Genomic DNA, 20,874 nt, shown 5'->3' on the forward strand with positions numbered 1-20,874 from the left:
CCGACTATGTCTGATGCTGAGCCTGATGGCCTCAGGTGCGCGCGCCGTTTCGGCGGATGTCGTTCTGACTAACGGATCAGAAGTCGCCCCCAACATCGCTGTCCTTCATATCAAAGACGATGGGGTCTACGTCGACCTTGAGATCTATGTCGAAGATATTCCGTTGTTTACTGATATGTTGCCAATCGGTTGGTCATCGGATTTCGTCGAGGGTGAGCCGGAGGCTAAACAAGAGACCAAACAAGGTTTTGCCCAAGCCGAAAGTCGGGCGTTATCGATTGTTGGAAGGGACAATCAGCCCCTAAACGCTGAAATCGGAAATTTAGAATACCGAACACGCATCGACCGGGCCTCGCCACTTGCAGGTCAGCGGAATCCATTCTCGGGTCAAGTTGTTCCCAGCCCGCCAAAAGATCCGCGTGTTCTGTTCGTCAAAGTGTTCTTTGCGTTTCAAAACACAGTTCCCAACGAGCTGACTATAGTGCCTCCATCGCGGGATGGTGAACCACTGGCGACTATCGGGATGCAGGTTTTTGACCGAGAGGTTCCGGTCACCGATTTTAGCTTCTTGTCAAAGCCGGCAGAGTTAAAGATTCACTGGCCTGATCCGTGGGATAGCCGTTTTTCTGCTGACAGCCTAAATCGAAAAGCGCAGGACGGGACATCCACCTTTCTCTACATCGAACCTCGTGAAGTTCGGCATGAGACGCTGATCCGCTTGCGTGAACTGGCGCCTTGGATTGGTGAAACTACCGAAGTCGGTCAAACACTTTCGCCACAGCGTAGCGCCATGATCGTAAACCAAGCGGCGTCCTTCCTGGCTTCACGGAACCCGGTGACAATTGACGGCAAATTAGTGCAACCATCAAACGCTACTGCAAAGCTCCTGGAGCTGACATCGCAGGGTTTTCAAGTTGTAGAACCGGGAAAGGAAGTGTCCGTGAACAATGCGTTTATCGGAGCTATCCTGTCCTTCTCATCGGTAGAACTTCCCGATCAGGTGACAGTCACATGGGATATGTTTGACGAGGAAATTTCCCGCGTCGCAACGATTTCAAACGATATCGCTGGGCCATTCTTTGGAGCTGTGACACCTGCGGACCCTCAGTTTCACTGGCAGAACCACTTGCTCCAATACCAAGGAGCAACTGTTACTCAGATTCCATTTGAGCAGCAGAAACGGCAGAACCCGGCTTTGGCGTTGATCGCCGGGATTATCAGCGCCGTCTCACTCGGTTTTCTCCTGCTAACCAGAGGCAAAAATGCAAAGCGCGCCAGTTGCGCAACCATGATTGCCGCAACATCGGCAACCGTCGTATTCTCGGGTTATTTGCTGGATTTACCTTGGAAAAAGCTTGAGCCCCCAGAGCAGCAGGTTGCCGAAGAAATACTGCGCTCAATGGTCGAAAACTTGAGCACGGTGACTCTGGAAATTTCTCCGGCCGCAAGAAAGTCAGAGCTGGCACATATTGTGACGGAAGCGTCTCTTGGTGACATCGCAACAGAGGTTGAACGTGGTCTCGCGATCCGAACGCCAGGAGGCAGTCTTGCTGCGGTTACTGATATCAGCGAACTGGAATTAGAGCGCATTAACCCAACCCTCAAACCGGGTGGATTTAGCACTCTGGCCAAATGGACAGTGAAAGCACAAGGAGGTCATTGGGGGCACGCCCACATGCGCGCCGTTACGTTTCGGGTGCTGGCCGAGGTCGTGCCAGAGTCAGGGCAATGGAAGCTGGATGGATTAACCGTAATCGAGGCTCGCGATCCAAATGTATAAGTGTTTAAGATCAAAGGTTTTTGCTTCTGGCGCTCTGTTTGTCGGTGTGCTTTTGTCACTGACGCTGTCAGCCTCGGCGCATTTTTTGCTTAACCTCAACGTTCGAATTTCGCATGTCGAGCATTCCGAGGGCGGTCTGCGTGTCTATATGCGCATCCCCATGCCTTATCTGGTGGCAGATAAGGTCGGTGATCAAAATGGTGATGCCTTGCCGGAAGCTGCACCATTCACGACCAATGCCTTGAGCGACGGTCAGTTGGTGCACTTTGTCGACTTGCAGGCTGTCATGAGCGATCCCAATGGGCTGGGGCAATTCGCCGAAGGTGGGTTGCATCTGTCGGTCGACAATCAGCGCTTAAGAGGAACAGTTGAGTCCGTTCGCTTGCATCGCGTTGGAAATGAGCCCGGATTTGCAACTTTGGCCGAAGCTCGACAGGCCGTGGACACCGAAACGGCCTTAACGCCACCGCTTTTTGTTGGTGACACAATTGTCGATCTCGTCCTGCACTATGACACTGACGGCCCAGTCCAATCTTACAGCATCACCAACGTGCTGGACCCAGGCTTGCCGGATCAGGACCAAACGGCCAACCTCATTCTCGACTACGCGTCAGACACACCTCAGATATTCCGATCTCGGGGTCTGATGACTGAACCATTGGTGGTTCAGAAGAAGGGGTATGGAGGATTCCTCAGTTTCGTCTGGGAAGGCATACGACATATCCTCGAAGGGTTGGATCATGTTTTGTTTGTTGTGTGTTTGGTCATCGGAGCGCAGACACTCAGGGCACTATTGCTGCGTGCAACCGGTTTTACCGTTGGGCATAGCGTGACGCTGTCTCTGGGGTTCTTCGGCTTTGTGCCATCGGGCGCGTGGTTTGTTCCTGCCGTCGAAACCGGGATCGCGATTTCTATTATTTTTGCAGCCGCAGCAGCGTTTATGAGTTTCAAGGACAACGCGCGTTCTGAGGTCACGATGGTGCTTCTGACGACACTGATTGGCCTCCTGCATGGTCTTGGATTCAGTTTTGTGTTGCACAAGATATTGCAGGTTGCATCCCCAAACATCTGGCAAAGCCTGCTTGCCTTCAATCTTGGCGTCGAGCTTGGCCAAGTCGCCATTATTCTTGCGCTCTGGCCTGCCTTGATAATGTGTCGGCGCGTGAACTCCAGTTTGTGGATGTCCCTACGAGTGGGCTTAGCCGGTGGATGCGCGGCTATCGCCTGCTTTTGGACCTTTCAGCGAGTTGCCGAGGTTTATTCCACGTTGGCTTAGGGTCATTGCGAAGGCGCGGTCCGTGATGGTCGCCTAAGACATGCGGACTTCGGCTGTTCCGAAGAATAAGGCAGATTAGGCTCAATGCAGTCGTTTGCTGCGCAGAGCATCAATGGCCGCTCTCCGGACAAATCTAACGTTTATTGAGGTCGTTCTCCAAATTTCTTCAAACTCGGGAGGTTAAGCCAAAAGTCGCAGCTAACCATAGCAACACGCTTAACGGTCCGGCATCCGACAAAAAGACAAGACCGCTTATGGACTCGTAACGCCAATCTCGCTCAATGCTTGACCCGCAGCACTGCTCGGTTGGCTGATACCTAGAATAGTGGTCAGAGTGACGGCCACGTCTACCGTGGAAACAGGACGGTTTACACGAGTTGGCTTGATACCTGGACCAGCAAAAATGATTGGAACATGTGTGTCATAGCGCCACGGCGATCCGTGCATCACGGCAATTGGACCATCCTCAAAGAGAAATGAATAGGGTGTCTGTACAACATAAATATCGCCAGAGCGTGTTGGATGATAGTTCCGCCGTATCTGCTCTTGAAGAGTATGCCCTCGCTGTTCAGCTAGTGGTTCGGTCGGCATTGCCAGCTCAATGCCAGATGCAGCCATCAGGATATTGACGATGCGTCGTTCGATTGCACGCCGGTCAACACCTGACGCTTCTATCGCGCCATTGTTCAGATAAACGTAAGGGCGGAAAAAAAACTGTATTGCGGCTTCGACTCCAAACTCATCGGCGATCACCGAATTCACGTCCATCATCAATGCTTCGGTTGAGTTTCGGAATGTAGAAAGACCAGCTTCGGCCATCTCCTCTGGCGCCTCCGGCATGCCATGATCGGCGGAAAGCACGTAAAGCACATTCGCGCGTCCTACCTCTCGATCCATGAACTCAATGAAATCGGCCAGTGTCTCATCCAAACAGCGTACCATTTCTTCATTCTCCAGACTGGATGGTCCAAAGAAATGGTTGGTTGCGTCAACGCCAGAAAAACTGACGCTGAGGTAGTCTGGCCATTCGTCATCACCAAGCCCTTCCTCTTTGACTATAGTTTTTGCAAAGTCAGCCGTGATCCGGTCGCCATGCGGCGACAACAAGACCTGTGTGTAGTATAGACCGTCGTCCGGCTTCCCATAGAAATGCGGGAAAGTGCGACCGAACGTGCCAAGGTTCGTTACGAAGGAGCGTTCAATTCTTTCCATTATGTAAGGTGCGTCTGAACACTCCGGCCACCACTCACTTTCGATCTTCGCATCTGCGGGGCGCTTAGAGTTCCAATCGAGAACCCAATCAGGATACGCGTCGTAGTAAAATTCACTTGTTTCAAACGCTCCTGTGGCCGTCGACAACCAAAAAGCCTTTCCAGAGTGTCCCGCCATTGCAACCGCTGAACGGTCTTTACCAGATACGGAAAAAACTTTTGATCGCCCAACATTGGCTTTTACCAGTTCATCTCCGAAAGTCGTCGCCAACAAGTTAACGGGAGAACGTCCCGACGTCGCAGCGGCGGCTTGCGTCGGGTCGACTTGATCAACGTTTCCACCGAAGCCAGGGACTGGCAACATCGGGTAGTCCGGATCTTCAATATTGTAACCCAATCGCTCTTCAGCCCTGTTGAACCAGGCATTACCAATCATTCCATGTTCGGAAGGATGGGCGCCAGTAGCGAGGGTCGCGTGACCAACGATGGTTTCGGTGTTGGCGTGACGATGATGAGCATCGGTGTACCAGACGCCGTTTTCAATCAGTCTATTGAAGCCTGATCCCCCGAAGGCGGCCTGATAGCGAGAGATCAAGTCTCCGCGTAGTCCATCAACTGTAATTTGTACAACAAGCCTGATGTCTTCCGTCGCACTGGCTGCCGTCGTGGAAATTGATAGAAGGAGAGTTGAGACTAACGCCAGTGATCGCTGCATTTATGACCTCCTAGGACAAACTAGTGCTCTGAATACCAGAATCTGCATCCACCGGCCACTGAGGGGCAATTAAGATGCCCTTTCAAACATCCGCTATGGGCTCGAAGCGATCATTCGCTATAGAGCGTGCGGATGTCCGTTTTAACCGCGTAAAACATATCCCGGCACAAGAACATAGTAAGAACAATTCTTTCTTAGCAGAAGTATTTCCCTTACGATTTCGATGAAATCTGGTGCCGCTGAAGGGACTCGAACCCCCGACCCCATCATTACGAATGACGTGCTCTACCAGCTGAGCTACAGCGGCACCGTAGGTCATACCGAACACATTATGACCTAATGCGAAGCTTCGTTTAAACTGTCAGCCTGGCGCCTGCAAGCCCGGTTGCCACCGTTTTGGCGTTGCTCAGCACGGCCGGGCCTTGAGTTGTGAACCGAAAGCCTGCGGCCAATCTTTCAAATTGGCGCTCTGATCCGTGAATTTTTTGTGACGACGTGGAATGAAATTGACTCACCGTCTATATTTCAATAATTCATGAAATATGATAGAACATATAACCGATCAATTGACCATCCTTGGCCACCCGCAGCGCATCACCGTGTTTCGCATGTTGATGCGACGGTTTCCTGACAGGGTTCCCGCGGGCGAGCTGGCGGCGGAGCTGGATATCAAACCCAGTACCATGTCGAACTACTTGAATGCTTTGCAGCGGTCGGGACTGGTGAAACAGGAACGATCCGGGACGTCTCTGCTCTATTCGATTGAAATGAAAACTGTGCAGCAAATGCTCGATTTCCTGATCTTGGATTGCTGCCGTGGCCGCCCGGATATCTGCATGCCCTTTCCCAAAGACACCGCGACGAACCGAAAGTTCAATGTGCTGTTCATTTGTTCCGGCAACTCAGCCCGTTCGATTTTTGCCGAATCCTTGCTGCGACAAATCGGCGGCGACCGGTTCAACGTTTATTCAGCCGGGACGCGGCCCAGTTCAGAACTCAATCCCTTTGCTGTGCAGGTTCTGCGCGACAAGGGGCACGATATCTCGGTCCTGCGGCCGAAGAATCTGTCCGAGTTTTCGGCGCCGGACGCGCCCGTCATGGATTTTGTCTTTACTGTCTGCAATCAGGCCGCCAACGAGGAATGCCCGGCTTGGGAGGGTCAACCGATAAGTGGCCATTGGGGCGTGGAAGATCCGGTCAAGGCCGAAGGTACCGACGCCGAGAAAAGCCTGGCCTTTCAAACCGCCTACGGCGCACTGAAGCGTCGGATTCAGGCCTTTTGGTCATTGCCGGTCGAAAGCCTTGACCGGATCGCATTGCAATCCGCCGTTGATGAAATCGGGCGCACGCCTACCGAGGAAACGAAATGACCACCTACGCACTGAACGGCCTTGGCCGTATGGGAAAACTGGCCCTGAAGCCCTTGCTTGAAAAAGGCGCAAAGATAGCCTGGATCAACGATGCCGTCGGTGATCCCGAGATGCATGCGCATCTGCTGGAGTTCGACACAGTCCATGGGCGCTGGGACGCGGAATTCGACCATGATGCAGACAGCATCACGGTCAACGGTACCCGCCTGCCGTTCGTTGGCACAAAAGACCTGAGCGCGTTGCCGCTGGATGGTGTTGATGTGGTGATCGACTGCACCGGCGTGTTCAAGACCGAAGCGAAGCTGGCACCGTATTTTGACGCTGGGGTGAAGAAGGTTGTTGTCTCTGCTCCGGTCAAGGACGGGTCGACGGCCAATATCGTCATGGGTGTGAATGACGGAACCTACGACCCCGCGGCGCATAAGATCGTGACGGCGGCCTCGTGCACGACAAACTGTCTTGCGCCTGTCGTGAAGGTCATTCACGAAAACCTGGGCATCCGCCATGGATCGATGACGACGATTCACGACGTAACCAATACGCAGACAATCGTGGATCGGCCTGCCAAGGATCTCAGGCGCGCACGCTCGGCCCTGAACTCTTTGATCCCGACCACGACCGGGTCGGCCACGGCCATCACTCTGATCTATCCGGAACTCAAAGGTCGTCTGAACGGCCATGCGGTTCGGGTGCCGTTGCTGAACGCCTCGCTGACCGATTGCGTGTTCGAGGTTGAGCGTGAAACCACGGTTGAAGAGGTCAACGCCTTCTTCAAAGCCGCTGCCGAGGGCGAACTGAAGGGCATTCTGGGCTATGAGACGCGCCCGCTGGTGTCCACCGATTACACCAATGACGAACGCTCTTCGATCGTCGATGCGCCCTCGACCATGGTTGTGAACGGGACGCAGGTGAAAATCTATGCGTGGTACGACAACGAGATGGGCTATGCGCATCGGCTGGTGGATGTCGCGCTGATGGTCGGGGCATCATTGTGACGCAACGCCCCGAAGGACTGTCGGCCTATGTCGCGGTCACGGCTGCCTATTGGGCCTTCATGCTGACTGACGGGGCGCTCAGGATGTTGGTGCTGTTGCACTTTCACACCCTGGGCTTCTCGCCGGTGCAGCTTGCCTATCTGTTTGTGCTCTATGAAATCGCCGGGATTGTCACCAACCTGTCCGCCGGTTGGATCGCCGCACGGTTCGGGTTGACCTCGACCCTCTATGCAGGACTGGGGGTGCAGATTGTCGCGTTGCTCGCCATGACGCAGCTTGACCCAAACTGGACGGTCGCGGCTTCGGTCACTTTTGTCATGATCGTGCAAGGGGCCAGCGGAGTGGCCAAGGATCTGGCCAAGATGTCTTCGAAATCGGCGGTCAAATTGCTGGCTCCCTCCGAAGGAGGTGCGTTGTTTCGATGGGTTGCGGTTCTGACGGGTTCGAAAAACGCGGTCAAAGGGCTGGGATTCCTGTTGGGTGCCGCCACGCTTGCAACACTGGGCTTCATTCCGGCAGTGCTTGCCATGGCCGCCGCTCTGGCGGTGATCCTGGTCGCAGTGATGCTGTTCATGCCAGCGGGCCTGCCGAAGGGGCGCAAGGGCGCAAAGTTCTCTGAGGTTTTTTCAAAATCCGCGAATGTGAACTGGTTGTCCGCGGCGCGTGTCTTCCTGTTCGGCGCGCGGGACGTCTGGTTCGTGGTCGGCATCCCGATCTATTTCTATGCTGTTCTTTCAGATGGCACCGAAGAGGGCAAGCGGGCCGCGTTCTTCATGATCGGAACATTCATGGCGGTGTGGATCATCCTCTATGGCGCCGTGCAAGCCAACGCGCCAAGGATTCTTCGTGCGTCAGATCGAACCGAAGGTGATCTGATCCGTGCCGCACGCAACTGGGCGGCGATCCTGTTCTGTGTTCCTGCGGCTCTGACACTGGCAGTTTTGCTGTCAAATGGGCCCGAGACCTGGCTGACCCTGACGCTGGTCGCCGGGCTTTTGGTCTTTGGTGCGATCTTCGCGGTCAACTCATCGCTGCATTCCTATCTGATTCTTGCCTTCACCCGGTCCGAGCGTGTGACGATGGATGTCGGCTTTTATTACATGGCAAACGCGACGGGGCGGTTGGCCGGCACCGTCTTGTCTGGCCTGACCTATCAGGTCGGGGGGCTGCCCATGGTGCTGGGCACAGCGGCCGTGATGGTCGGGCTTGCCGCGCTGACCTCTGGCAAACTTACGGGTCAAACGGCTGAGGCGCTGTCATGAGCATTTTTGAACGATATCTCACGATCTGGGTTGCACTTGCGATGATCGGTGGCGTCCTGATCGGGCTGGCCGCGCCGGGGCTGGTGCAGCTGTTGGCAAGCGCCGAAGTCGCCAGCGTCAATCTGGTGGTAGCGGTGCTGATCTGGGCAATGGTTTACCCGATGATGGTCAACGTCGATTTCGGTGCAGTCGCCGGAGTCGCCCGCCAGCCACGTGGTCTGATTGTGACGCTGGTGGTGAACTGGCTGATAAAGCCTTTCACCATGGCACTGCTGGCCGTCCTGTTTTTCGACTATGTCTTCGCACCCTGGATCGCGCCCGAAGATGCGGCGCAATACACTGCCGGTCTGATCCTGCTGGGGGCCGCCCCTTGCACCGCCATGGTGTTCGTGTGGTCGCAGCTAACCAGAGGCGACGCGACGTACACGCTGGTTCAGGTTTCCGTCAATGATCTGATCATGGTCGTGGCATTCGCGCCGATCGTGGCCTTTTTGCTGGGTGTTGCCGACATCGAAGTGCCGTGGCAGACTTTGGTTTTGGCCACGGTCCTTTATGTGGCGCTGCCGCTTGTCGCCGGGTTGATCACCCGCCGCAGATTAGGCTCTAAACAGGCGATAGAAGCCTTTTCTTCGCGGGTGAAACCGTGGTCCGTCATGGGATTGATTGCAACCGTGGTCATCCTGTTCGGCCTGCAAGGTCAGACCATTCTGGCGAAACCGACGGTCATCGTTCTGATCGCCGTTCCCATTCTGATCCAAAGCTATGGTATTTTTGCCATTGCCTATGGCGCCGCTTATGCGCTGAAGGTTCCCCACCGGATCGCAGCGCCCTGTGCCATGATCGGGACATCGAACTTTTTCGAGCTGGCCGTTGCCGTCGCAATCAGCTTGTTCGGTCTTCATTCCGGCGCGGCGCTGGCGACGGTTGTGGGGGTCCTGGTCGAAGTACCGGTAATGCTGTCGCTTGTGGCTTTCGCCAACCGAACACGCCAGCGTTTCCCGGAACCTGCGACATTATAGAATCGGTCAACGCGGCAGGGCGATAATCGGAACTGGCGGCCATGCACCGCCAGCCTTGCAGCAACGCTGCTTCAGAAATCCACACCGCGCTGTGCTTTGATGCCCGCTTGGAACGGGTGTTTCTCCTCGGTCATTTCCGTGACCAGATCAGCATAGTCACGCAGCCCGTTCGGCGCGTCGCGGCCAGTCAGGAATACGCTGGTCTTTTCCGAGCGCGCGTTCAAACCTTCGATGACCTGTTCGACCGACAGGTATTCGTAACGCAGGGCGATGTTGATCTCGTCCAGCACAACCAGATCGTATTCGCCGCTGGACATCAGGGCGCAGGCCTTGTCGAAGGCGGCATTGGCAGCTGCAATATCGCGTTCGCGATCCTGCGTGTCCCAGGTGAAACCTTCGCCCATCGTGTGCCATGTCACCAGATCGCGTTCCTCAAAGAAGCGGCGTTCGCCTGTTTTCCACTTACCCTTGATGAACTGCACCACGGCGACCTTCTGGCCCCAGCCCAGCGCGCGGATAACCACGCCAAAAGCGGCGGATGACTTGCCCTTGCCCTTGCCTGTGTTGATCAGAACCAGACCGCGGCCGGGATCCACTGCCTCGGACACTTTCTTGCGGTGCTTGGCTTGCACCTGCTGCATCTTTTCCTTGTGATCCTGCGCGTCGCTCATGGGAGAACCTCTTTGATTGTCCGGCCCAACCTAGGGGAAGATTACAAAAGGTAAAGTCACGCTTTGGGGTCTGTGACCGACCGGGCCTTGCCCCGCTCGAGCCCCAACTGGTGTTCGCGCCAGATCACAACGACATTGCCTGCGATGACCAAAGCGGCCCCAATCAGGATTGCAAGCGTTGGCAGTTCGTCGAACCAGACATAGCCAATCACAATCGCAAACAGCATGGTCGCGTAATCATAAGGTGCCAGCATCGAGGCCTGGCCAAACCGATAGGAAGATGTGACCAAAATCTGCGCGACGCCGCCGATCAGGCCCATCATGACCATGATCAGAGCCTGATTCCAGGTGGGCATCGTCCATCCCCAGAATGCTGTCAGAGCGGACAGAAGCGTCGCGGTCATCGAGAAATAGAACACGATGGCCGCGGGGTGATCGACCTTGACCAATTGCCGGATATGGATCTGAACGAAGGCACGGGCGAGGGTTGCGCCCAGCACGCAAACCGCGCCGATGGTGGCGGCGACCTCCATCTCGGTGGTGCCAAGACGTGGCCAGATCATGATCAGGACGCCCAGCAGACCCAAAGCCACAGCGCCGATACGGATAAGCCGAATCCGTTCGCCCAGCATGACGGCGGCCAGAATCAGGGTGAAGATCGGTGTCGCATAGCCGATGGCAGTGACTTCCGGCAGGGGCAACAGGCTGAGGCCGGTAAAGGTAAGACCCATGGCGCTTGTTCCCAGAACACCGCGCCAGAAATGGCCCATGGGTTTCTTGACCACAAAGCCTTTCGACAACTCCCCCCGCGCGATGAGCCAAAGAATGATCACGGGGATTGCGAACAGGGACCGAAAAAACACCAATTGGCCCGGCGGGAATTCATCTGAAAGTGCTTTGACCAGCGCGGACATCGACGTGAACAGGAACAAGGCGCACAGCTTCAGCGTTACGGCAAGCAGAGGTCGATGCGAAGTTAAGGGTTTTGTCATCGGCGCGAACCTGCGTCTTTGACGGGCAAAGATCAACGGGAGGATTCAGCAATTCGCCCAGGATTGCGGCAAGGAACAGCCGATCTCTTCGGCGAATTCTTCAAGAAAGCGGATCATGCGCGCGGTGCGTTGTTCTGCAATCCGCCTTCCGGTCTCGGTCAACATGTCACCTGGCAGGCGCAGCAGTTTCACCTTCCAGTGGTCGAGCGAGAAATGAAGGTCATCCAGTGGCCGGGCTTGGGCAAAAGGGTCCGCAGGATGGTAAAGAGTACGCCCCAAGGCTCCGGAAACGGAAAAGTTGCGGGCGATACCGATGGCGCCCAGGGCGTCAAGGCGGTCCGCATCACGCAGAATGCGTGCCTCGATCGTCTCAGGGGGGATATCGGCCGAAAAACTATGGGCTTCGATCGCGTGCTGAATCGCACGGACCTGATCGGCCTCAAACCCGATTTCTTTAAGAATAGGCTCTGATTCAGCTGCGGATCTGCGCGAGGCAAGATGCCGGTCGGGATCGTCCTTGGGCAGATTCACAAGATCGTGCAGATAACTTGCGGCCAGCAGCACGGACATATCGGTTTGATCATCAGCGATGGCCCGGGCGTTGGTCCAAACACGATCCAGATGGGCCAAATCATGGGCCGGATCCGTTTCCATGCGATGTGCGACCACAGCCCGCAGGCGGGTGCGTAGATCAGCCGATCCGTCCACGGTTCTCTCCGATCTGGCCGCGATGCAACAGCAGGTGGTCGAGGATCACGCAGGCCATCATCGCCTCTCCTACCGGGACCGCGCGAATACCAACACAAGGGTCGTGACGGCCCTTGGTGATGATCTCGGTCTCTTCGCCTGATTTGGTGATGGTTTTGCGTGTGGTCAGAATCGACGAGGTCGGCTTGACCGCAAAGCGCACGACGATGTCCTGCCCGGTAGAAATGCCGCCCAGAATCCCGCCCGCATGGTTCGAGCTGTATTGAGGTCCGTTCTGCCCCATGAATATTTCGTCGGCATTGGCCTCGCCCGTCAGTTCAGCCGCGGCCATGCCTTCGCCGATTTCGACGCCTTTGACCGCGTTGATCGACATCATCGCAGCAGCTAGATCAGTGTCTAACTTGGCGTAAACCGGCGCGCCAAGCCCTGCGGGCACGCCGCGCGCCACAACTTCGACAATTGCGCCAACCGAGTTGCCGGACTTGCGCAGATCGTCCAGATAGGTGGCCCACGTCTCGGCGGCTTGCGCATCCGGTGTCCAGAACGGGTTCTGTTCGATCTGGGACCAGTCGAAATTGTCGCGCTCGATCTTGTGCGGCCCGATCTGGGTCATGTACCCGGTGATCTGCACGTTGGGTGCGATCTGTTTGATCGCCTCACGCGCCAATCCACCCGCAGCCACACGCGCGGCTGTTTCGCGTGCAGAACTCCGCCCGCCGCCGCGATAATCCCGGATCCCGTATTTCTGCCAATATGTGATATCGGCATGGCCCGGGCGGAACTTGTCCATGATATCGCCATAGTCTTTCGAGCGCTGATCGGTGTTTTCGATCATCAGCTGCACAGGCGTTCCGGTGGTTTGCCCTTCGAACACACCGGACAGGATTTTCACCTGATCGGGTTCGCGCCGCTGGGTGGTGAACTTGTTCTGCCCCGGTTTGCGCTTGTCCAGCCAGTGCTGGATCATGGTCTCGTCGATGGTGACACCCGGCGGACAGCCGTCAACGGTGGCACCCAAGGCGGGTCCATGGCTTTCACCCCAGGTGGTGACGCGGAATAGATGGCCAAAACTGTTCATCGACATGGGGCGTGCTCCTTTGAGCGTCGTGATTAGCGGGGAGCGCCTTGAGCCTCAAGGGGATTTGCGAATTGGTGGGCGCCACCTTGCGGTGGCGCGAATGAGTATTTTTGAAAAGATGAAGATCAGGCGGCCTGCATCAGCGCCGTTCGGGTCGCTGTGATTTTCAGCGCAGCTTGTGCGGCTTCGCGGCCTTTATCAACAAAATGCGCGCGGTAGATGGCGTTGTGGTGATCGGTTTCCTGATACTGGTGCGGCGTCAGGGAAACGGACAGGACCGGTACGCCGGTATCCATGCCCGCGCGCATCAACCCATCGACAACGGCCTGCGCCACGAAATCGTGCCGGTAAATACCGCCATCCACGACAAATGCGGCGCAGGCGACAGCGACGTAGCGGCCGGTTTGGGCCAGATCGCGGGCCAGCAGCGGCATCTCGAACGCGCCGGGAACATCGAAAACATCGACCTGATCGGCCGGGATCAGTTCAAGAAATCCGTCCAGCGCGCGGTCGACGATGTCGGAATGCCAGTTGGCTTTGACAAAAGCATAGCGGGTGTGTGTCATCGTGATCTCCTTTCAGTTCGGTGGCCTGCTGGCGGTTGCGAAAACCTTCGCTGCCAGCCCGGCATGACACGTCACCCAAGGCGATCACGAGCAGGCGCGCCGGTTCACCGGCACGGCTTGCACGTTCTCTTCCATCCGGACTTTGACCGTCGGCTCTGGCCTCTCACCAGATCTGCTGACACTCTTTCGTGGTTCCACACTTTGTCCGAATACCGGCCTCTGCCGTTCGGATCGTGGACACGGCAGAGCCGCTCGCGGGCTTGCGGGTCATGGCCCGCATACCGCCGGTGGGGAATTCCACCCCGCCCTGAGAACGAGGCAGACCTTGCCAAGAACCAACCCCATCTGCAAGAGATTTGGCAGGAGGTCGCCCATGCACCCAAATCCAGCCTTCCGCGCCGAGGATCGTGCGCGTCATATTGAATTCGCCCGTGACCGGGCTTTTGGCGTTCTGGCGATTTCCGGCGACGGCGCGCCATTGATCAGTCACGTGCCCTTTCTGCTGTCAGAGGACGGTGCGGTGGTCGATCTTCATCTGGTGCGATCAAACCCCATTGTCCGTATGCTGCACGGGCCGAAAGAGGTCAGGATCGCGGTGCAGGGGCCTGATGGCTATGTCTCGCCCGACTGGTACGGTGTCGCCGATCAGGTTCCGACGTGGAACTATGTCGCCGTGCACCTGACCGGACGGCTTGAACTGCGCCCGCAGGACGAGCTGCGTGATTTGCTGGACCGACAAACCGCATTCTTTGAAGATCGACTGCTGCCCAAGGCGCCATGGGTCACCGGGAAAATGTCTGATGACGCGTTGGCCAGAATGATGCGGATGATCGTACCATGCCGGATGCAGGTAGAGGATATCCAGGGCACCTGGAAACTGGGCCAGAACAAGCCGGAGGAGGCAAGAATCGCTGCCGCCGACAAAGTGCCCGGCGGATTTGGCAGTGAAACCGGTCAGCTGGCCGCCTTGATGCACAAGGCGTAACCAGCACCGGGAAAAAGGATTACTCGGAACTGAAAGTTGCCAGATAGGCGGCGATATCTTCCGCGCCTTTCCTGAGCTTGACGCTCATGTTCGGGCGGGCGGTTTCGTCATCCAGATACTCTTTGATGAAACCGATGGGGTCTTTGGAATAGGCGGCGATGTTTTCTTCGGTCCAGATCAGACCCTCTTCGCCGGCGCGGATCATGTCATCGGTGAACATGCCGACCGGCAGGCGCTCGCTGCCATAGCGATAGTCTTTTTCGGACCCGGCGACACGTCCGACGACGCCATAGAGATTCGGGCCGGTGATTCCGCCTTTGACCAGTACTTCGCCGTCCTTGATGATCGCATGACACGATGAACAGCGGTTGTACATCGCCTCGCCTTTCGCTGGATCACCTGCCGAAAGTGTTTGCGAGGACAGGGCCAATGTGAATATCGCAGTGGCCAAGGTGATTTTTGACATAGGGTTCTCCTTGCAGGAGTTCGCGCGTTTTTGCGCTGTCCGGTATTCACGAAAAAAGTGCAACTGTGTAATTGCGCTCAATTTTCGATTTAATTCATCTATTTGGCGAATATGATTTACTCAGCAGACAATCGTTGCTTCGTGATGCTGATTGTCAAGAATAGGCTCTCAAATGACTGGCCGACTGATGGTCAGAATCGGGCTGGATTTCGCCTGCAAAACGGAGTTCGAGGTTCGAATCAACCCCACTTGATTCGAAGCCGCAGGCAAAGTTGCGGACGAGAATCACCAAAAAAAGCCCCTCGTCACGTGCACGAAGGGACACATGCGGCGTATTGCGCGTTTATGAACGCTGGACGAACACTATTCTCCCCGATAGTAAGCGCGGTTAAGACACCGCATTCGTGCGGTGCGCGAGCTATTTGCCCGTCCTCGGGCGCCAGATAATCGGAGATAACCTCGTGTCCCACGCAGAAGACCACGAAGGCACCCGCAGAGATTTCCTGTACTACGTCGCTGGCGGCGCAGGTGTCGTTGCAACGGGTGCAGCCGTATGGCCACTGATCAACCAAATGAACCCGTCGGCAGACGTTCAGGCGCTGTCCTCGATCCGTGTGGATGTGAGCGGCGTCGAGCCGGGCACGCAACTGACGGTAAAATGGCTGGGAAAACCCGTTTTTGTCCGTCACCGCACCGGTGCCGAGATTCAGGAAGCACAGGAACAGGACGCCGAAGGTGTTGATGCGCTGCCAGATCCGCTTGCGCGCAATTTCAACCTGAGCGCAGATGCGCCTGCGACTGACGCAAACCGCGTCATGCCGTCACCGGAAGGCGAAGCGCCGGGTGCCTGGATCGTTCAGATGGGCGTTTGTACGCACCTCGGCTGTGTGCCTTTGGGGGATGCCGGCGACTTCGGTGGCTGGTTTTGCCCGTGCCACGGTTCGCACTACGACCTCGCCGGTCGTATCCGTAAAGGCCCCGCGCCTGAGAACCTGCCTGTCCCGCCCGCAGAATGGGTGGACAACAGCACAATCAAACTCGGCTAAGGGAGACCCAAACTTATGTCCGGAATTCCCCACGATCATTACGAGCCGAAGACAAACGGTGAGAAGTGGCTGAACAGCCGTCTGCCGATTGTTGGCCTGCTGTACGATACCCTTATGATCCCGACCCCCAAGAACCTGAACTGGTGGTGGATCTGGGGCATCGTTCTGGCATTCTGCCTGGCGCTGCAAATCATCACCGGTATCGTTTTGGTGATGCACTATACCCCGCATGTTGATCTGGCCTTTGCCAGCATCGAGCACATCATGCGCAACGTGAATGGCGGTTACTTTATCCGCTATCTGCACATGAATGGCGCATCGCTGTTCTTTGTGGCGGTTTACATCCACATGTTCCGTGGCCTGTATTATGGCTCGTACAAAGCCCCGCGTGAAATCACGTGGATCATTGGTATGCTGATCTACCTGATGATGATGGGCACCGCCTTCATGGGCTATGTTCTGCCCTGGGGTCAGATGTCCTTCTGGGGTGCGACCGTGATCACCGGCCTGTTTGGTGCGATCCCGTTTGTTGGTGACGCGCTTCAGACTTGGTTGCTGGGCGGGCCCGCCGTGGACAACGCCACGCTGAACCGATTCTTCTCGTTGCACTATCTGCTGCCGTTTATCATTGCGGCATTGGTTGTGGTGCATATCTGGGCCTTCCACACCACCGGCAACAACAACCCGACAGGTGTTGAAGTGCGTCGCGGTTCGAAAGCCGAGGCCGAGAAAGACACGCTGCCGTTCTGGCCGTATTTCGTGATCAAGGATCTCTTCGCGCTGGCCGTGATCCTGGTCGTGTTCTGGGCCGTCGTGGGCTTTATGCCGAACTATCTGGGCCACCCGGACAACTACATCGAAGCCAACCCTCTGGTGACACCTGCACACATCGTTCCCGAATGGTACTTCCTGCCGTTCTACGCGATCCTGCGTGCGTTCACCGGTGAGGTCTGGGTCGTTCAATTCGCAAGCTTCATCACCGGCGGTATCATCGATGCCAAGTTCTTCGGTGTTCTTGCGATGTTCGGCGCGATCCTGGCCATGGCGCTGGCGCCCTGGCTGGACACGTCTAACGTGCGTTCGGGTAAGTACCGTCCGATGTTCAAATGGTGGTTCTACCTGCTGGTCATCGACTTCTTTGCCCTGATGTGGCTGGGTGCGATGCCCGCGGAAGAGCCCTATGCGACCTTCTCGCTGATCGCGTCCGCCTACTGGTTCGCCTATTTCTTCGTGATCCTGCCGATCCTCGGAGTGATCGAGAAGCCTCTGGCACAGCCCGAGACCATCGAAGAAGACTTCAACGCGCATTATGGCAAGGCTGACGCCAAAGCCACGCCGGCCGAGTAAGAAGAGGGACCGGAAACATGTTCAAGAAACTTGCAATCGGCGCCGCGTTTGCCTTGGCCCTGACCCCTGTTGCATCCATTGCAGCAGGTGGGGGTGAGCAGCATATCGAAGACTTTGACTTCTCGTTCGAAGGACCCTTCGGTACCTGGGACCAGCATCAGCTGCAGCGCGGCCTTCAGATCTATACCGAGGTCTGCGCAGCCTGCCACGGTCTGCAATACGTGCCTCTGCGCGATCTGGAAGCGCTGGGCTATTCGGAAGAAGAAGTCATCGCCTATGCGGCTGACAACTTCGAAGTGTTCGATCCCGAGCTGGACGATTTCCGCCCGGCGATTCCGACTGACCACTTCCCGGCCAACAACGGTGTCGGCGCACCGGACCTGAGCCTGATGGCCAAGGCCCGCGCGGGCTTCCACGGACCTTACGGTTTGGGCATCAATCAGCTGGTCAAAGGCATGGGCGGAGCCGAGTACATCGCCTCACTGCTGGACGGCTATACTGGTGAAGAGAAGGAAGAGGCAGGAACTGTCCTTTACGAAAACAAGGCCTTCCCCGGTGGCTGGATTTCGATGGCACCGCCGCTGGCGGATGAACAGGTCGAGTTTGCTGACGGGCACTCGAACTCTGTCGAACACATGTCAGAGGACGTCTCGGCGTTCCTGATGTGGGCAGCCGAGCCGAAGATGATGGAGCGCAAGAACGCTGGCTTTGTTGGCGTGATTTTCCTGACCGTTCTGTCGGTGCTTCTCTATCTGGTCAACAAGCGCCTGTGGGCTCCGCATAAGGGTAAACTTCGTAAAGAAGACTGAGACCCTTTTCAGTAAGCATAAATTGAAACCCCCGCGCCATCCGGTTGCGGGGGTTTTTGTTACCAGAACGGGTCACGGGCCCTTGCCCCCCTTCTTGGCCATTAGCCAGTTCTTCACCGGGGTCTTTCTTGCCTGATGAAGGTAATCAGGCCGTGAGTTGGGTCACGGTCTGCCCGGTTATAGCAGCGCGTACGATCTGGCCTTCGGGTTGAGGTGCTTTGAACGAAACCTCGGTGAACTGTTCGGTCCGGCCCATATGGGCGTTTTCCATCAGGATGTGATGGGTCTTGCCGATTTGCTGCGACAAGTGCTTTGTGACCTGAGCGTCGCCTACCGCGCGCAGGCGGGCGGCGCGATCCTTGATGACCGTTCCATTCACCTGCTGCGGTATGCGGGCTGCCGGTGTTCCTTCTCGCTTGGAATAGGGGAAGACATGCAGCCAGGTCAGGTCGCAGTCGGTGATCAGCTTCAGCGAGTTTTCGAAATGCGCTTCGGACTCGGTCGGGAAGCCTGCGATGATATCCGCGCCAAAAGTGATCTCAGGGCGCAGCTTGCGTGCCTCTTGGGTAAAGCGGATGGCGTCGTCGCGTAGATGGCGGCGTTTCATGCGCTTTAGAATCAGATCGTCGCCGTGCTGAAGCGACAGGTGCAGGTGCGGCATCAGGCGCGGTTCGGTTGCGATGGCCTGCATCAGATTCTCATCAACCTCGATCGAATCGATCGAACTGATGCGCAGGCGTGGCAAATCCGGCACCAGCTTGAGGATGCGCATCACAAGATCGCCCAGCTTGGGGCTTGCGGGCAGGTCGGCACCCCAGGATGTCAGATCGACCCCGGTCAGCACGACCTCGTTATACCCCTTGTCGACAAGCCGCTTGATCTGATCCACCACCACACCGGCCGGGACGCTGCGTGAGTTGCCCCGGCCATAGGGAATGATGCAGAAGGTACAGCGGTGGTCACAGCCGTTCTGAACCTGCACATAGGCGCGCGAGCGGGTGCCGAACCCGTCGATCAGATGGCCGGCCGTTTCGGTGACCGACATGATGTCATCCACCTGCACCGCCTCGGTCTGGCCGATGAAATCGGCAGCCATGCCTTGCCAGGTCTCGGGGCGCATCTTTTCAGTGTTGCCGATGACCGCATCGACCTCGTCCATCCGGGCAAAGGTTTCGGGCTCGGTCTGGGCGGCACAGCCTGTGACGATCAGACGGGCATTCGGATTCTCGCGCCGTAGCTTGCGGATTTCCTGCCGGGCCTTGCGCACGGCCTCAGCCGTCACTGCGCATGTATTCACCACCACAGCGTCTGTCAGACCGGCCTGTTGCGACAGCTCTTTCATCGCCTCGGTTTCATAGGCGTTCAGGCGGCAGCCCAACGTGGTGAACTTGGGCGGGTTCATCCCAGCGACCTCAGAAATTCAGGCGTCAGAGTGCCAGAGAAAACGTGACATGTCGGGCCGGTCATCCAGACACCATCGTCGCGCCAGTCGACCCAAAGCGTGCCACCATCCAAATCAATCCGCACCTTGCGCCCGGTCAGCCCCCGTCGCGCGGCAGCCACGGTTGTTGCACAGGATGAAGACCCAGATGCCAAAGTGATGCCTACTCCGCGCTCCCAGACGCGCATACGGATGTGATCCGGGCCAATGACCTGGGCCACCTGGACATTAGTGCGTTCGGGATAAAGCGGGTGGTATTCGTAACGCGCGCCGAATTCTGCCAACGGGATCGCTTCGGCGTTTTCAACGAAGAATGTGCAATGCGGGTTTCCCATTCCCGTTGCCGTCGGGGTGCCTTCGATTGGCAATTCCAGCGTGTCCATCTCTTCTGCCAGAGGAACTTCGCGCCAGTCCAGCTGCGGGTGCCCCATGTTGACTGAGGTAAGCCCATCGCCGGCATCCCGCGCATGAAGGGTTCCACGTTCCGTGGTGAGCTTCAGGGCAGAGCGACCCGTCTCATCCATAAGCAATCGTGCAATACAGCGGGTGGCGTTGCCGCAGGCGGCCGAGGTTGATCCATCGGAATTGTAGAACACCAGATGCGCGTCGGCTTCACCTTTTTCGATAACGGCCAACTGATCGAATCCCACACCAAATTGCCGATGCCCGATTCCCCGGGCCAGCGCCGGCGTGATCGGGGCATCCTGCGCGCGTGCGTCAACAATGACAAAGTCATTGCCCAGCCCGTGCATCTTTATGAAGGGCAGTCCGGTGTCGAGTCTCTGTTGCATGGCGGGCATATAACGTCGGTCCGAACATGAATCCACCCTGTCGCGAAGATTCCTCAAAAAAGGGGTTGACCCTCCAGCGCCACCTGCCTAATTAGGCCGCCTATCGGGTTGCCGGAAACACAAGTTGTCACGGCGAAACGAGGCGCAAAATAAGGGCTTGAACCCGGTCGGGGAATTGCCGTAAAGAGCGCCACGGATCAACAGATCCAACAAAAGAGTGGGCCGTTAGCTCAGTTGGTAGAGCAACTGACTTTTAATCAGTGGGTCGCAGGTTCGAATCCTGCACGGCTCACCACTTTTTCAGTAAAAATAATTACTTACACGAGGCCGTGCAGAGTGCGCTTCG

19 protein-coding genes, 2 tRNA genes and 1 riboswitch are annotated in these 20,874 nt (G+C 56.7%); of the genes, 11 read left to right on the forward strand and 10 right to left on the reverse strand.

What is annotated here, in order from left to right:
- The first annotated feature begins 13 nt into the window (after positions 1 to 13).
- Both ACR0E2_RS12000 and ACR0E2_RS12005 read left to right on the forward strand, forming a co-directional pair.
- A complete protein-coding gene (locus tag ACR0E2_RS12000) occupies positions 14 to 1,780 on the forward strand; it encodes a hypothetical protein (protein WP_480446557.1) in 1,767 nt (588 codons plus the stop codon).
- Positions 1,781 to 1,940: 160 nt separating this feature from the next.
- Positions 1,941 to 3,056, forward strand: coding sequence for a HupE/UreJ family protein (locus tag ACR0E2_RS12005; protein ID WP_480446558.1), 1,116 nt, complete (start codon positions 1,941 to 1,943; stop codon positions 3,054 to 3,056).
- A gap of 252 nt (positions 3,057 to 3,308) precedes the next feature.
- Here ACR0E2_RS12005 and ACR0E2_RS12010 read toward each other — a convergent pair whose 3' ends face one another.
- Both ACR0E2_RS12010 and ACR0E2_RS12015 read right to left on the reverse strand, forming a co-directional pair.
- Positions 3,309 to 4,982, reverse strand: a complete 1,674-nt coding sequence (locus tag ACR0E2_RS12010) for an alkaline phosphatase family protein (protein WP_480446559.1) — start codon at positions 4,980 to 4,982, stop codon at positions 3,309 to 3,311.
- Between the two features lie 231 nt (positions 4,983 to 5,213).
- Positions 5,214 to 5,289, reverse strand: a tRNA-Thr gene (locus ACR0E2_RS12015).
- Between the two features lie 235 nt (positions 5,290 to 5,524).
- Between ACR0E2_RS12015 and ACR0E2_RS12020 the strand changes: the two genes are divergently transcribed.
- The 4 genes from ACR0E2_RS12020 to arsB are packed head-to-tail and all read left to right on the forward strand — an operon-like array spanning position 5,525 to position 9,628.
- Positions 5,525 to 6,352, forward strand: a complete 828-nt coding sequence (locus ACR0E2_RS12020) for an arsenate reductase/protein-tyrosine-phosphatase family protein (RefSeq protein ID WP_480446560.1) — start codon at positions 5,525 to 5,527, stop codon at positions 6,350 to 6,352.
- Entirely contained in the window at positions 6,349 to 7,347 is a 999-nt protein-coding gene (locus ACR0E2_RS12025; RefSeq protein ID WP_480446561.1) for an ArsJ-associated glyceraldehyde-3-phosphate dehydrogenase, read from the forward strand. Before ACR0E2_RS12020 ends, ACR0E2_RS12025 begins: the two co-directional genes overlap by 4 nt.
- Positions 7,344 to 8,609 (forward strand): organoarsenical effux MFS transporter ArsJ, encoded by a 1,266-nt coding sequence (gene arsJ / locus ACR0E2_RS12030; protein WP_480446562.1) that lies wholly within the window; start codon positions 7,344 to 7,346, stop codon positions 8,607 to 8,609. Before ACR0E2_RS12025 ends, arsJ begins: the two co-directional genes overlap by 4 nt.
- Positions 8,606 to 9,628: an ACR3 family arsenite efflux transporter gene (arsB, locus tag ACR0E2_RS12035; RefSeq protein ID WP_480446563.1), complete on the forward strand. Its 1,023-nt coding sequence runs from the start codon at positions 8,606 to 8,608 to the stop codon at positions 9,626 to 9,628. Before arsJ ends, arsB begins: the two co-directional genes overlap by 4 nt.
- Positions 9,629 to 9,699: 71 nt before the next feature.
- Here the strand turns inward: arsB and cobO are convergent, their stop codons facing one another.
- From cobO to ACR0E2_RS12060, 5 genes are all read right to left on the reverse strand, one after another.
- On the reverse strand, positions 9,700 to 10,299 hold the full coding sequence (gene cobO / locus ACR0E2_RS12040; protein ID WP_480446564.1) for a cob(I)yrinic acid a,c-diamide adenosyltransferase: 600 nt from the start codon (positions 10,297 to 10,299) through the stop codon (positions 9,700 to 9,702).
- Between the two features lie 56 nt (positions 10,300 to 10,355).
- A complete protein-coding gene (locus ACR0E2_RS12045; protein WP_171364143.1) occupies positions 10,356 to 11,291 on the reverse strand; it encodes a DMT family transporter in 936 nt (311 codons plus the stop codon).
- 45 nt (positions 11,292 to 11,336) lie between these two features.
- Positions 11,337 to 11,999: an HD domain-containing protein gene (locus tag ACR0E2_RS12050; protein WP_371814431.1), complete on the reverse strand. Its 663-nt coding sequence runs from the start codon at positions 11,997 to 11,999 to the stop codon at positions 11,337 to 11,339.
- Positions 11,983 to 13,083, reverse strand: coding sequence for a chorismate synthase (gene aroC / locus ACR0E2_RS12055; RefSeq protein WP_480446565.1), 1,101 nt, complete (start codon positions 13,081 to 13,083; stop codon positions 11,983 to 11,985). The genes ACR0E2_RS12050 and aroC overlap by 17 nt, the downstream gene beginning before the upstream one ends.
- A gap of 119 nt (positions 13,084 to 13,202) precedes the next feature.
- The gene (locus ACR0E2_RS12060) at positions 13,203 to 13,643 is read right to left on the reverse strand and encodes a 6,7-dimethyl-8-ribityllumazine synthase (protein WP_480446566.1); all 441 of its coding nucleotides are present in this window, start codon (positions 13,641 to 13,643) and stop codon (positions 13,203 to 13,205) included.
- Positions 13,644 to 13,762: 119 nt separating this feature from the next.
- Positions 13,763 to 13,962: riboswitch (FMN riboswitch) on the reverse strand.
- Positions 13,963 to 14,016: 54 nt separating this feature from the next.
- Between ACR0E2_RS12060 and ACR0E2_RS12065 the strand changes: the two genes are divergently transcribed.
- Complete coding sequence (locus ACR0E2_RS12065) at positions 14,017 to 14,628, forward strand: FMN-binding negative transcriptional regulator (protein ID WP_224858081.1); 612 nt, start codon at positions 14,017 to 14,019, stop codon at positions 14,626 to 14,628.
- Between the two features lie 19 nt (positions 14,629 to 14,647).
- On the opposite strand, the gene ACR0E2_RS12070 is transcribed toward ACR0E2_RS12065, so the two are convergent.
- Complete coding sequence (locus ACR0E2_RS12070; protein WP_480446567.1) at positions 14,648 to 15,094, reverse strand: c-type cytochrome; 447 nt, start codon at positions 15,092 to 15,094, stop codon at positions 14,648 to 14,650.
- A gap of 461 nt (positions 15,095 to 15,555) precedes the next feature.
- Between ACR0E2_RS12070 and petA the strand changes: the two genes are divergently transcribed.
- The 3 genes from petA to ACR0E2_RS12085 are packed head-to-tail and all read left to right on the forward strand — an operon-like array spanning position 15,556 to position 18,296.
- Positions 15,556 to 16,140 (forward strand): ubiquinol-cytochrome c reductase iron-sulfur subunit, encoded by a 585-nt coding sequence (petA, locus tag ACR0E2_RS12075; protein ID WP_152459513.1) that lies wholly within the window; start codon positions 15,556 to 15,558, stop codon positions 16,138 to 16,140.
- A gap of 15 nt (positions 16,141 to 16,155) precedes the next feature.
- Complete coding sequence (gene petB, locus ACR0E2_RS12080) at positions 16,156 to 17,487, forward strand: cytochrome b (protein WP_480446568.1); 1,332 nt, start codon at positions 16,156 to 16,158, stop codon at positions 17,485 to 17,487.
- Between the two features lie 17 nt (positions 17,488 to 17,504).
- On the forward strand, positions 17,505 to 18,296 hold the full coding sequence (locus ACR0E2_RS12085; RefSeq protein ID WP_152459511.1) for a cytochrome c1: 792 nt from the start codon (positions 17,505 to 17,507) through the stop codon (positions 18,294 to 18,296).
- Positions 18,297 to 18,441: 145 nt separating this feature from the next.
- Here the strand turns inward: ACR0E2_RS12085 and mtaB are convergent, their stop codons facing one another.
- Positions 18,442 to 19,698, reverse strand: coding sequence for a tRNA (N(6)-L-threonylcarbamoyladenosine(37)-C(2))-methylthiotransferase MtaB (gene mtaB, locus ACR0E2_RS12090; RefSeq protein ID WP_480446569.1), 1,257 nt, complete (start codon positions 19,696 to 19,698; stop codon positions 18,442 to 18,444).
- Complete coding sequence (gene dapF, locus ACR0E2_RS12095) at positions 19,695 to 20,537, reverse strand: diaminopimelate epimerase (RefSeq protein WP_480446570.1); 843 nt, start codon at positions 20,535 to 20,537, stop codon at positions 19,695 to 19,697. Before dapF ends, mtaB begins: the two co-directional genes overlap by 4 nt.
- Positions 20,538 to 20,747: 210 nt before the next feature.
- Between dapF and ACR0E2_RS12100 the strand changes: the two genes are divergently transcribed.
- Positions 20,748 to 20,823: transfer RNA gene (locus ACR0E2_RS12100), tRNA-Lys, on the forward strand.
- The last annotated feature ends 51 nt before the right edge of the window (positions 20,824 to 20,874 follow it).

The organism is Ruegeria sp. A4 (genome assembly GCF_056543025.1).